The sequence below is a fragment of the Phytobacter ursingii genome, from assembly GCF_001022135.1.
Lineage (GTDB): Bacteria > Pseudomonadota > Gammaproteobacteria > Enterobacterales > Enterobacteriaceae > Phytobacter > Phytobacter ursingii.
In genome coordinates this window covers 265,627-277,988 of sequence record NZ_CP011602.1, presented here as the reverse complement: position 1 = coordinate 277,988, position 12,362 = coordinate 265,627, and the positions used below count along the sequence as shown (strand labels likewise).

The 12,362-nt window shown below is 48.1% G+C and carries 12 protein-coding genes and 1 pseudogene; 3 read left to right on the top strand and 10 right to left on the bottom strand.

Features of this window, described 5'->3' with window-relative positions; all coding sequences use genetic code 11:
- Positions 1 to 109 precede the first annotated feature (109 nt).
- Positions 110 to 1,789, bottom strand: coding sequence for a glycoside hydrolase family 43 protein (locus AB182_RS04735; RefSeq protein WP_047369097.1), 1,680 nt, complete (start codon positions 1,787 to 1,789; stop codon positions 110 to 112).
- 58 nt (positions 1,790 to 1,847) lie between these two features.
- Positions 1,848 to 3,287 (bottom strand): MFS transporter, encoded by a 1,440-nt coding sequence (locus AB182_RS04730; protein ID WP_167337913.1) that lies wholly within the window; start codon positions 3,285 to 3,287, stop codon positions 1,848 to 1,850.
- A gap of 696 nt (positions 3,288 to 3,983) precedes the next feature.
- On the opposite strand from AB182_RS04730, the gene AB182_RS04725 reads away from it, so the two are divergent.
- Positions 3,984 to 4,463 carry a hypothetical protein gene (locus AB182_RS04725; protein ID WP_047369095.1) on the top strand — a complete coding sequence of 160 codons (480 nt, stop codon included), beginning with the start codon at positions 3,984 to 3,986 and terminating at the stop codon, positions 4,461 to 4,463.
- A gap of 246 nt (positions 4,464 to 4,709) precedes the next feature.
- Here the strand turns inward: AB182_RS04725 and AB182_RS04720 are convergent, their stop codons facing one another.
- The 5 genes from AB182_RS04720 to AB182_RS04705 form a co-directional block, all read right to left on the bottom strand.
- Complete coding sequence (locus AB182_RS04720) at positions 4,710 to 5,237, bottom strand: GNAT family N-acetyltransferase (protein ID WP_047369094.1); 528 nt, start codon at positions 5,235 to 5,237, stop codon at positions 4,710 to 4,712.
- Entirely contained in the window at positions 5,234 to 5,797 is a 564-nt protein-coding gene (locus AB182_RS04715) for a helix-turn-helix domain-containing protein (protein ID WP_047369093.1), read from the bottom strand. Before AB182_RS04715 ends, AB182_RS04720 begins: the two co-directional genes overlap by 4 nt.
- Before the next feature lie 61 nt (positions 5,798 to 5,858).
- Positions 5,859 to 6,131 carry a hypothetical protein gene (locus AB182_RS33325; RefSeq protein ID WP_380081267.1) on the bottom strand — a complete coding sequence of 91 codons (273 nt, stop codon included), beginning with the start codon at positions 6,129 to 6,131 and terminating at the stop codon, positions 5,859 to 5,861.
- A gap of 190 nt (positions 6,132 to 6,321) precedes the next feature.
- Complete coding sequence (locus AB182_RS04710; RefSeq protein ID WP_047369092.1) at positions 6,322 to 6,756, bottom strand: carboxymuconolactone decarboxylase family protein; 435 nt, start codon at positions 6,754 to 6,756, stop codon at positions 6,322 to 6,324.
- A 27-nt stretch (positions 6,757 to 6,783) separates the two neighbouring features.
- Positions 6,784 to 7,218: a GNAT family N-acetyltransferase gene (locus tag AB182_RS04705; protein ID WP_047369091.1), complete on the bottom strand. Its 435-nt coding sequence runs from the start codon at positions 7,216 to 7,218 to the stop codon at positions 6,784 to 6,786.
- Positions 7,219 to 7,318: 100 nt separating this feature from the next.
- Between AB182_RS04705 and pdxR the strand changes: the two genes are divergently transcribed.
- The gene (pdxR, locus tag AB182_RS04700) at positions 7,319 to 8,728 is read left to right on the top strand and encodes a MocR-like pyridoxine biosynthesis transcription factor PdxR (protein ID WP_047373182.1); all 1,410 of its coding nucleotides are present in this window, start codon (positions 7,319 to 7,321) and stop codon (positions 8,726 to 8,728) included.
- A 376-nt stretch (positions 8,729 to 9,104) separates the two neighbouring features.
- Positions 9,105 to 10,225, top strand: a protein-coding gene (locus tag AB182_RS04685; protein ID WP_120773466.1) for an IS3-like element ISKpn34 family transposase whose coding sequence is annotated in 2 segments (ribosomal slippage) — positions 9,105 to 9,357 and positions 9,357 to 10,225 — 1,122 coding nt in all. Because the reading frame shifts where the segments join, the coding sequence is not laid out codon by codon here.
- An 80-nt stretch (positions 10,226 to 10,305) separates the two neighbouring features.
- Here the strand turns inward: AB182_RS04685 and AB182_RS04680 are convergent.
- The 3 genes and pseudogenes from AB182_RS04680 to AB182_RS04675 form a co-directional block, all read right to left on the bottom strand.
- Positions 10,306 to 10,866 carry a protein kinase family protein gene (locus AB182_RS04680; protein ID WP_223883575.1) on the bottom strand — a complete coding sequence of 187 codons (561 nt, stop codon included), beginning with the start codon at positions 10,864 to 10,866 and terminating at the stop codon, positions 10,306 to 10,308.
- Positions 10,848 to 11,081, bottom strand: coding sequence for a hypothetical protein (locus tag AB182_RS32920; protein WP_223883574.1), 234 nt, complete (start codon positions 11,079 to 11,081; stop codon positions 10,848 to 10,850). The genes AB182_RS04680 and AB182_RS32920 overlap by 19 nt, the downstream gene beginning before the upstream one ends.
- A 328-nt stretch (positions 11,082 to 11,409) precedes the next feature.
- Positions 11,410 to 12,263, bottom strand: a pseudogene (locus AB182_RS04675) (tyrosine-type recombinase/integrase); the annotation flags it as partial.
- Positions 12,264 to 12,362: the final 99 nt, after the last annotated feature.

Here is a 12,362-nt window from a genome sequence, read left to right as displayed (position 1 = left end):
TAAAAAGGATTACTGGCACCCCACTGTCCAGTAATCCTTTCAGGGTCATCGCTCACTTTTTCTTTTCGCAGAAATATGGCCGGAATTTAACTGAATCGGTGATTAGCCCTTAACCAAAGCGTGATTCACTGGCTTTCCAGCTGTATGCGTCGTTTGCGACTAACGAATCCCCCCGTTCCTGATAAGCGAACTGGTAAAACTCTGCGCTGGCACCATAGCCAGAGTAGTCGACGACCGCCAGCCCCACGAACGCGCCGGTAAAGAACCCGCCATAACTTTGCAGTACATAATCATCAGAGAGAATGGCGGCATCCAGTTTGACCGGGATTTCAGTGAATTTCACCCCATCAAAACTGTATTCATAGGTATAACTTTCTTTGCGAACTTTGGTGCGGAACCAGACATATTCAACATCTTGCGGGATCTTGATGGCCTCATCTTTCAGATACGAGGTATATTTCCCACGATTATTCTCGCCTATTTCGATGACTGCCCCATTAATTTCATTCCAGGTAATGAAAACAAAGCTCCAGTGGCGATCATTATAGTAATTCGTCAACCCAGCCATTTGTTGATAATTAAACGGATTAAATTTTATTTTAACCTGGGCATCAAAATAAAAAGCCTGCCAGCGCCGCGCAATCAGAGAGAGATCGTGCGTATTTGCTAAAGAACCTTGCCCGACTAACGTTAATTTCCCCTCACCCGTTGTTCCCATTTTTTCGCTGAACGGGACACGCAGTGTGTTCCAGTTAGGATCGAGCGTTGCGGTTTTAAATTCATCATACTGGCTGTGGTCTTTGGCGCTTTCGGTATAAATAGCATCGACGGGGCCTTCAACAAACGTTTTGCCCCCGTGGCCACCTGCAATACGTGGCCAGCCATCTTCATCCCAAAACACTTTCTGAATAGACGTTTCCCTGCCCAGTGTTGACCAACCGCGAGGATCATAGACGGACTCACCGGCACGATTCCATGGACGGGCGCAGAGCGAGGCGTAATACCATTCGCCTTTGGGCGTTGAAACCAACGCACCATGCCCCTGTTTTTGGATATAGCTGTCCGGCGTATCGACGTTCGTTAAGAAAACGTCGCCAGGCTCTGTTTCAAAACTATTGGCCTCTAAGGTTTTCGAACGCGCAACCACCTCCTGATGAGTAAAAACGGTGCCACCTTGCGCGGCGAAAAGATAATAATATCCGTTTATTTTGTAGAGGTGCGGCCCCTCAACAAGTGCAACGGCAGTGCCCCGATAAAGCGTACGCGCGGTTTCTGGTTTTAATTTTAAAGTCCGGGTATCAAACTCCGTCAAGGTAATGCCATCAAAGGGGTGATGGTATTCCCGATGGTCCCAGGTTTGTTGAACTAAATATTTACGACCATCTTCGTCATGGAAAAGTGACGCGTCAAAACCGACGCCATTCAGTTTAATGGGATCAGACCAGGGGCCACGAATATCGGTTGCCGTGGTCAGGTAGTTTGTCATGTCTTTAAAGGCGCCTTCTGTGACTTTGACATCCGTATACACTAACCAGAATTTGCCGTCAGCATACGAGAGATCCGGTGCCCAAATCCCACCGGAGGAAGGATTCCCTTTCATATCTAACAGCGCGGTTGTTGACAGTGGCGCCGGCAGAAGATTCCAGTGTTCCAGGTCTTTTGATTCATGTAAACGAACGCCTGGAAACCACTCAAAGGTGGAATTTGCGATATAGTACGTGTCGTCTACGCGGATAATACTTGGGTCTGGGTTAAAACCAGGCAAAATAGGGTTTTGAATAATTGACATATCGTTTACCTTTTTAAATTGTCCATATTGTATTTATTATCATTTTTAATTTATTGAACTATACGCGAATCTCATCAAGTTGACGGTTGATATCATTGACATTGTCATCAGATATTGGATAGAAGTGAATGGCAACCATCGACATAATGGCTAACACCACCGGGATCCAGATAGCCGTCATGTTTATTCCAGCGATAGCATTGGCGTGCTGATATACACTCGTTTCGTTAAAGCCATAACCGGCCAGCAACCACAACGGAAGCGCACCACCAATCGTAAAGCCGATCTTGAAGAAAATCCCCATAATTGCGTTAATGATTGCGGCATTTCGCTTACCTGATTTTAATTCGCCATAGGCAATGACTTCCGGAACAAGCGCCCACATAAAGCCAGTAGCCGATGTTAATCCCCACTGTTTAATAAAGGTTGCGATGTAGGCAAGCCAGAGGGCATCATGCATTCCCTCAAGCGACCAAATGTAAGTCAGAAATTCGCCAACAATAAACATGCCGAGGAATAGATGGAAAAATCCTTTTTTACCAAAAATTTTCTTAAGTTTTGGCCAAAACACTGGAAATAGAATGCCCGGAATTGAGGCTACAAGACCAACCGCTCCCATCCATTCTGAATGACCGACAACAAACTGATTAAAAAAGCCATTAGCCGTGTTCATAACAAACATGAACGTAAAGGCCAGCATAAAAAACAATCCAAGAATAACAAGCGGCCGGTTATTTTTGAGTTCCAGGAAGAGGTCTGTCGTTTTTACGTTTGCTGTTTGTTCTTCAGTGGCGACCACGCGCTCTTTGGTTAATTTGTAGCAGACGAAAAGAGCAACAGCCCCAATAACCATATAAATGGAGTAAACACCAAACCAGGCGTAGTTAGCTGAGGGATCGGTATAATTCCCCATATTGAGCTTAAGTCCGAAAAAACCCGTATCCTTGAGGCTTCGATCTGCTGGCGCAGCCATTTGTACAAACATGGGGAAAAGCGTGTAGACAAGCAGATTGGCGCTATTGGCCAGCATCATGCGTGTGCTTGTAAGTTTATCAATGGATTCAGGATCTCTTGTTAATGAAGCATTAAGAGAACCATAAGGAATATTTACCACGGAATAGACCAAATCCAGGGCAAGGTAAATAATAAATGCAAATGGAACTGAACCTCTCACCCCTGGAATTGGGGCAAAGAGTAAAGCAGAAAGAATAACGAGCGGAATACCTGCTCTTAAAAGCCAGGGGCGATATTTGCCAGCTTTTGAACTTCGTTTGTCAACGTATGTTCCTACCATCGGGTCCCAAAGGACATTGATAATACGGACAAAAAGAAATATAAACCCTGCAGTTGCTGTACTGATTGTATTCACAGTTAACATGTGAAGAGCAAGGAAACCACCTATCGTACCAAAAACAAGGTTTTGAGCAAAGTCGCCCATCCCATAACCAATGCGTTCCACACGAGTTAACTTATGATACTCATCATGCCGATTTTGTATTAAGTTTTCACTCATTTTAATCACATCTCCGGTTTGTTTTATAAATGAGGAATACTTTCTGACACAGGTAAGCCCGCAAAATCCATTACGTTTTTGGATTAAGTAATTATGTTTTTTTACTACTGTGATCATTAGAGCAAAGGACTTATACAAGCCGCACAAGCCCGATGCTGACTGGCAATTCACAACGAATATCTGCAACAGATGAACGTTCCCGACCAATCCGGCATTTATTCCAGCGAACTCGCTTGTAAAAGCGACTGCGCCAGATTGTTATCTGCGCTCTGAATACATTAATGTATTATTTTTGCGATACTGCTCACATTTAAGCATTCTCTTAACCTTCGAGTGAAATAACGTAATTGAACTACCGTTCGGGAGAATACAGGATGTATGCGGCAATCGCTTTATTTATTCTCGCGTGGTCCGGTTCATACCCACGCCATGCTCGCGATATTACCGTCGACCTTCAACGAGAAATACACGGCCTCACCACCTTATGTTCAGCTACTGGGGAAAGGGTGCCGGTGAAATATTGTCGTTTTATTCCTGACTCGCCGCGTCATTGCTACGCGCTGAGAATCCCCCGACGCACAATGAGGTCAATGCCGCTTTGGGTTTGCATATTGATGCGACAGGCGCATATGCTGGCAGTGCAATAGCAGTACGGCAAATAAGCGGATACCCGGATTAACTATGTTCAGGCAGCTCGATAACGTTACGCTTCAAATCCGAGAAGAACCAACAGCGACAGCGATGGGAAAATACGAAGTTCTGCTGGCAGCAAAAGAGACCGGTATTACCGTTCCTGTTCAGGTGCTGGAAGCGGCTGTTCAGGTAGATAACAGCCGGCTGTTGTTATTTCTTACTGATGATACTCCCTTTGAGGAAATGCTGAATATTGCATTGATTGAACTGAATGTTGGAGTGAAAGAGATACTGACGCTGGGTGGAGCATATCTCACCGGGTCGTTTGCAGATTTGCATATCCTGGCGAATGCCGTTGAATTTCGCTTTATCGGTGATACCACATGGCGAGTTGAAATACCTGCGGCGCCCTTTATGAGTCTGCCTTTTGTCGGCGATCCACGCGGCGTTTCGCGCCCTCTGGCATTGAGGCATTACATTAAAATTACCGCCAGCCCTGCTCCGGCACGTGCAGACGGTGGTCGTTAAAGATACCGCCATCAAGGTATTCCTGGATGGCGGTGCAGGCACCTTTTTCGGGCTACGCGTGCTTAATCAGGGCACGATGTTACTCGTCCGCATGTTACGTTCGTTTTCAGGTTAAACAGTAAATAGCTCGCCAGCGCCAGACGATCCTCACCCTAAGCAGACCTGCGCCCCTTATTTTTACGCACACAAACATAGGCTTTAGAATGGCGAGCGATAATAATGCCAATCGTGCCAGGCAATATAAAATTAGCTACCTGGATTATTAATTTTGTACATAAATGTAGAGGCATGAAGAGTATTATCTATCGAGCTGGCATAACAGGGAATTTTCCCGGCTATCTGCCAGCCCAGGGAAAGATATAACTCGCTGGCCACATCGCCACTGCGGGTATCAAGCACAAGCAAGGAGATCCCTTTTTCCCAGGCCATTTCCTCTGCCCGATTCATTAACGCTCTGGCAATCCCCTGACGACGCGCCTGCGGATGAACGAGCAGTTTAGAGATTTCAGCTCGATGGCGGCCATTAGGCGTTCTGCAATAGTTTATGATGACGGTTGCAGCCAAAAAACCATTATCACGGGCGATTAATAACTCACAATCTTGACTGGCAAGGCTATAAATTTTATCTTTCCAGAAACTATCAATTGCCCGACGATCATTGGGATCGGTAAAGCCTACGCTTGCCCCATCCTTTACACAAGACTGTAACACATCACCTAATTCGGGTAAGCACTGATGCGCCTGTGTCGCACTGAGAAGTTCATATTCAATCATGATTTACATACCACCAAAATATAATGTGCACCGAGGCTTTCATGCGCGCTAAAAGATGAAGAGCCGGATAAATGAAAACGCAAACTGTCACCTTCTTTCAGGGTCCATTTTTCACTGTTCATCGTAATGGTTAATTCACCGGAATATAACCATATATATTGTTCAAGCCCCTGGACGGGAGGATTTGAATATTCAATGAAAGCACCCGGGCGCAATTTTCCCTCGACCATCTCGCATCTGAACTGATGAGAAGGTGGTATTAACATACGTCGCTCAAATCCATTAAGCTCATCCTGCCACAGGGATTGTTGATCGGCCCTGAACAGATTATCTGCGGTCTGTTCAACCTCGCTAAGAAGCCGGGACATCGTCATTCCATATACAATGCAGAGTTGGTTAAGAACCTCTGCTGTCGGGCTGACTTCACTGCGTTCAATCCGTGATAAGGAGGCCCTGCTGATGCCTGATGCAACGGAAAGCTCATCAAGCGACCAGTTCTGTTGTAAGCGTAGCGCAGCCAGACGTGCGGCTAATCGTACTCTGTAATCTTCATTGCTCATGACGAATCTCATATGTGAGAATTTATTCCCGAAAACGAGATTACCGATTGCTGAAATCCTGTCAAGCGCTATTACACGAATCGCGATGCGTATCTTTGACGTCTGGAACGCATGTCAGAGTGCTTCCCCTTTGTCGATGGGGATAGCGCACCACGGTGAGTGATGTTGGTTGCTGGGCGGTGTAAAGCATTTGACGGCACTCGTTTTCATTCGACGCTGCCATAACGATCATGCCGGGAATACAACGCGGCAACGCGGAGCCATCGCAACCCAGGTGTGGTACGCCATCGGCACCCACAATCCCTGCCCGATCGATAGCAAAGACAACAAGCAGATTCTGTAACGCAACAGCATGGATAAGCGGGTCGTATGCGCGCTGAAGGAAAGTTGATTAGATAGCGCCAATCGGCTTAAGGCTTTCAGCCGCAAGGCCCGCAGCAAAGATCACGGCATATTGTTCTGCGATAGATAATTGATATGCAGGATACTTATATTCCGGCACGTCCCTGAGCCGGATACAGGGATTACTGACGCATGCCGATCGCCAGACGGTTAAATGCGCTCATCAGGGCAATAGCAAAGGTCAGATCGGAAATTTCAACGTCGCTGAAATGGGCCTCCAGAGGGGTATAATCTTCATCCGGCGCATGCGTTTTATCTACATGCGTCAAAGACTCTGCCCACGCGAGGGCGGCGCGTTCACGTTCGCTGAATAGTTCGCTGACGCGCCAGCCCGCCAGACTATCCAGTCGCGCAGCGCTTTCACCGTCGGCACGCAGGGCTTTGGCGTGCATCTCAAGGCAAAATGCACAGCCGTTAATCTGGGAGATCCGCAGCCAGACTAATTCAATCAGCGCTTTCCCGAGACTGCTCTTACTCAGCGCCTTTTTGGTCGCAGCAAACCCGTTATAGGCTTCCGGGGAAAGGGTGTAATAGGGTAAACGTTGCGGGGTGGTCATCAGGTTATCTCCGGTTATTAAAAAACGTCATACTAAGCACTGGCGAAAGTGCATGCCTGCCGCCAGCAAGCCTTGTCGATAGTAGAAACGTTGGCCCAGCGCATTACCTAAACCGGTATCAAGCACCAGGTGAGTACACTTCTGACTGCGTGCCTCTTCGCGCAGAGCATCGATTAATTTCGCGCCCAGACCGTGGCTGCGGGCATGGGGAGCAGTCACAAGATCATCAACATACAGAAAGCGCCCGTAGATGAGATTTTCCGAAATTCGGTAGCCCGCCAGTGCCAGTAGCGCTTGATCCTGCCAGACACCCTGCAGGCAATAACCCTGTTCAGCCTGACGGTGAACACGGGCTATAAAATTCTCTGCATCGGTCAGGTGTGGTCGCAACTCCCGCATGACCAGGTAAGCAGCATAGAGCGCCTGTTCACTATCAATTCTGTGTACTTCATATGTCGCCATACGTTTCTCCTGTCTGATGGCGGCAATATATCGCCGCAATGACCTATGCTACAGTGACAAGAATTACCTGAATGACCAGGACAAGAACGTGAAAGCACTGATGTCAAAACCTGACTGGCAGCCCGACACGCCGCTCTATTTGCAGCTGTATCAGCGATATCGCGAGGCTATTACCTCCGGTCGGTTACGCCCGGGGGACCGTGTCCCGTCAATACGCAATCTCGCCAGCGAGCTTCACGTCGCACGGGGAACGGTGGAAATGGCTTACCAGATGCTGGTCAGTGAAGGCTATCTTGTGACAAAGGGGGCGGCAGGAACCCGAGTCTCCCCTCAACTGGCGAGGTTACCGAATGTCGGTAATCCGTCACAACGACGCAAAACCGCCGCTACGCAGCCTTATCAGGCGCGCCTGACGGGGACTATTTTACCGTTTCAGCCAGGTGTACCGGCGCTGGACGCGTTCCCCCGGAAAATATGGTCTCGCCTGGCGGGGCAAACGCTGCGCATGATTGAAACCACGGTGATGAATCAACCCGACCCGGCCGGATATGCGCCGCTTCGGGAAGCCATCGCCACCTATCTGGGGATTTCTCGTGGTATCGCCTGCACGCCGGAGCAGGTGTTTATTACCATCGGCTATCAGGGGGCGCTTGAGCTGTTGTGCCGCACCGTTTTACAGGCAGGCGACGGTGGCTGGTATGAAAACCCGGGTTACTTTCCCGGCAGATACTTTTTGCAGCAGATGGGAATGACGTTGACACCCGTTCCGGTGGATAACGAAGGGCTACAGGTTGCCACCGGGGAGCAACGGGCACCGAACGCACGTTTTGCCGTCGTCACCCCTTCCCACCAAAGCCCCACAGGCGTCGCGCTGTCCTTACCCCGACGTCTGGCGTTGCTGGCGTGGGCGAACCAAAAAGACGCCTGGATCATAGAAGATGACTACGACAGTGAGTTCCGCTACCACGGCCACCCACTTCCGGCCCTGAAAAGCCTCGACCATGAGCAACGTGTGCTTTATACCGGTACTTTCAGTAAAGTCCTTTTTCCCGGCTTACGTCTGGCCTATCTGGTGGTCCCCCCCTCTCTGCAATCGACCTTTCACGAGGCGGTTAACCGCTGGCCGGGGCCGGGATCGATTCTGCCGCAAGCGATGGTGGCAGCGTTTATGCAAGAGGGGCATTTTGCCCGCCATTTGCGCAAAATGCGCCAGTTGTACGCCGTCAGGCGCGGTTACCTTGTGGATGCACTTGAACGTGTTTTCGGCTCATCTCTGCACATCCAGCCACAGGCCGGGGGAATACAGGTTCTGGTTTACCTGAATGAACACCAGTCCGATAAAGCGCTGGCAATGGCGGCTCAGGCGGCAGGGCTGGGTGTCAAGGCGCTCAGTGAATGGGATGCAGGCACCCCGCCGCAAAACGGACTATTGATGGGATTTACCAATTTTACCCGTGCAGAAGAAGCACAAGCGGCGGTGAAACGATTGTCAGCACTGCTATCGTCCTGACCGAGTATCCAGGCAGGGCTAAACACATCAAGCGTTGTCACCATCGTCAACCGACGGGCTGGTACGGGCAAAGCGCATTTGTATTTGCGTTGACCTGACATCGGAGGATTAACACATCCCGGCGTTTGCATCACGTTCAAAGTGATGAACTTCTACTCCTCGCTCATAGCAGTCGCCCCTAAAGGTTTTCCATGTAATGAAACGCTTTCATTAACTCATCTTCTGTAAGCGGGGATATCAGACTTGCATCTGTATCTTTCTCAATATTGAAAAAAATTACTTTCACTATAGGCGAGCCGGCGTAGTGACCTGCTCCCCGTTGATTAATACACCGCGATGTTAGTAATGTCTTCATAAGCCACATGAGGACATCCCCATGAAGAAGCGTTTTTCCGACGAACAGATCATCTGTATTCTCCGCGAGGCCGAAGCCGGCGTTTCTGCCCGTGAGCTCTGCCGTAAGCACGCCATTTCCGACGCCACCTTTTACACCTGGCGTAAGAAGTATGGCGGTATGGAGGTGCCTGAGGTTAAGCGCCTGAAGTCTCTTGAGGAAGAGAACGCCAGACTCAAGAAGCTGCTTGCTGAAGCCATGCTGGATAAGGAGGCGCTTCAGGTGGCTCTTGGGCTAAAGTACTGACGACAGACCAGAAGCGGGAAGCCGTGGAAGTCATGTGCGAGGCTAAGGGTCTGTCGCAACGTCGTGCCTGCAGGCTGGCAGGTCTGTCCCTGTCAACCTGCCGATATTCGGCTCAGCGTCCGCCTGCTGACGCGCAGCTGTCTCTACGCATCACAGAGCTGGCACTTGAACGCCGCCGTTTTGGTTACCGGCGTATCTGGCAGCTTCTGCGACGTGAAGGTCTTTGCGTTAACCACAAGCGGGTTTACCGCATCTATCAACTTAATGGCCTGAGTGTAAAACGCAGACGACGTCGTAAAGGGCTGGCAACAGAACGTCTGCCGCTGCTCCGCCCGATGGCGCCCAATCTGACCTGGTCAATGGATTTCGTCATGGACGCACTGGCCACAGGTCGCAGGATCAAGTGCCTGACCTGCGTGGATGATTTCACAAAGGAATGCCTGACGGTCACTGTTGCCTTCGGGATTTCAGGCGTGCAGGTCACGCGTATTCTGGACAGCATTGCGCTGTTTCGCGGCTATCCGGCTACGATAAGAACCGATCAGGGCCCGGAGTTTACCTGCCGCGCACTCGATCAGTGGGCTTTTGAGCATGGTGTGGAGCTGCGACTTATCCAGCCCGGCAAGCCAACGCAGAACGGATTTATTGAGAGTTTTAACGGACGCTTTCGTGATGAATGCCTGAATGAGTACTGGTTCAGCGATATTGTTCACGCCAGGAAGATCATTAATGACTGGCGACTGGATTATAACGAGTGTCGACCACATTCATCACTGAATTACCTGACGCCGGCTGAATTTGCAGCGGGCTGGCGAAACGGGAAATATGAAGAAAAACCAACCGACATTACTAACTGAAGGTTGTATCTAACTCTGGGGGCAGGTCAGTTTATCTATGGAGGGATAACTAAAAGAGACTGTTTCCAAAATCGTAATCATTATTCTTCCTCCATAGCGTTATTAAAGTCGAAAATTAGTTCCTGTACACTTTTATATCGATCTTCTGGCCAATGCTCACGACATGTTTTAATCACCTTCCGTAGTTTAACGGGTGTATTGCTAACATATATGTCATTAATAATTTTCCCAATCGCATATACATCTGACTGCACTGAAAATAATCCGCTTTCTGAAATTTCTGGAGCTCTATACTCGTCAGTGCCTATCCCGTTAGGTTCAAATTTAGTCTTAATCTCGGCTCGAACTAAGTCCATATCTTTGACCAACCCAAAATCGGTTATTTTATAAACCCCATTATGATACTTTAGTATATTACGGGTCTTCAAGTCTCTATGGATGTATCTATTTTCATGAATTGTTTTCAATCCATTCAATATTTGAAGGACTGCTTTTTTTCGCTCATTATCCTCCATGCCATGCTTGATTGCTTCGAATAAATTGCAATCAGCTTTTTCCATTACGAAATACGGTTTATCACCATTTGAATCAAATAGAACTATTGGCGCTATAGAGTCATAATTTATTTTTTTAAATCGCATTGCGTTTTAATCTCAACTAAAAAACGCTGGCGAAGATCAGCTATAGCTTTGATTGTACTTCCATCATTTTCAGGGCTTGGCGAGAAGTATTTACGTGCAAATATTTTGCTATGTGTTTTAGTCAGGTCATAAACCTTAACAGCAAAAACCTCACCAAACCCACCTCGGCCTAACCTTTCTTGGTCTTCAAGATAGTAATTCCCACATCTATCCATTTCTCTTACTCCAAAAATATACAAGATTAACAGGAGTTAATTGTAATATTTGTTAGCTCATTGAAAAATGCCGACTTTATCGTTCTTATCCATCAAATAATATATTACTCCCATAGTGTACTTGTACTCAAGCAGCATTTGTTTACAATCCGTTCAAATTATGGGCTACATCCTTTGATTGTATCTTTCGTATGGAGCATCTTCTAATAGAAGACGGTTTGGGGGTTCCTTGCAGTCATAGGTAGCTTCTCAAGTCCTGCAATCTATACGTTTGACGGAATTCTATACAAGTTTTTTTGCCTTCGATTTACATATGCGACACAGGGTGACCTGTCCACAAGGTTAGACGAAGCACGTTTTTGATTGTTGGGGAAAAAGTAGAGCCAGGCAACCACTGGAGAAACTTTTTAAGCTCAGCTTCACTCAGCACACGCGTACCACGATTATTGGTAAGCTTGATTCGAGTCTGACGAAGGCTGGACTTTGCCAACAGCGCGGGATTAGCAAAGCTGGCATCAAAACGCCCCAGACCAATAGCGAACTCGTAGACCAAAGACAGCTCCCGTAGAACGTTACGGCTTGCACTTTTGCTCCTCTGGCAACAATGCCATTGATAAGCGTAATCACGTCATTGCGTGTGATTTCAGCGGCATTACGATCGCCCAAGCTATCTACAGCATCGGCATACAGTGTTCTGCGCACTTCATCCTGGCCTTTCTTCTTCCGGGCCCCCGGAATGATTTTGCCATCCTTAGTTTTGCGGTCCTCAATGCGTTCAGTCAGGTAGAGCTCAACTAATCCCTGCACAGTTAATTCAGGTACTTTGGCCTGTTCAGCCTCGATTGCACGAAGTTGTTTTTCCTGCTTGAGTTCTGATGCAGGACACCGCCCCTCCTGACGGAGGAGCTTTAATTCGTTGAGTTTAAGACGTGCAGCGGCGAGAGAAGTCTGCGGAAAGTTGCCAATTTTGACCTGAGCAAGTTTTCCAGTCACAGGACTCGTATATCGATAGAAAAAGGCTTAACCCCGGTGACACCACAGGAGGACGCGTAAACCACGATTTTTGCCAATATCGGCTTTATCGTTGTCACCCGGCTTCATCATTTCTCTCGTTTTAAACAACAGCGGCCTTCCCTCTGGTTTTCCTCCCTCACAGACTCCGTTATCATGCAACCTGCGCATTTATGAAATGCCCCGGCATTCATGAAAATCAATGAGGCGTGAAACTCAATGAGAACAACCAACATCACTAACTCATTAAAATTTAAGAAAATGGACATC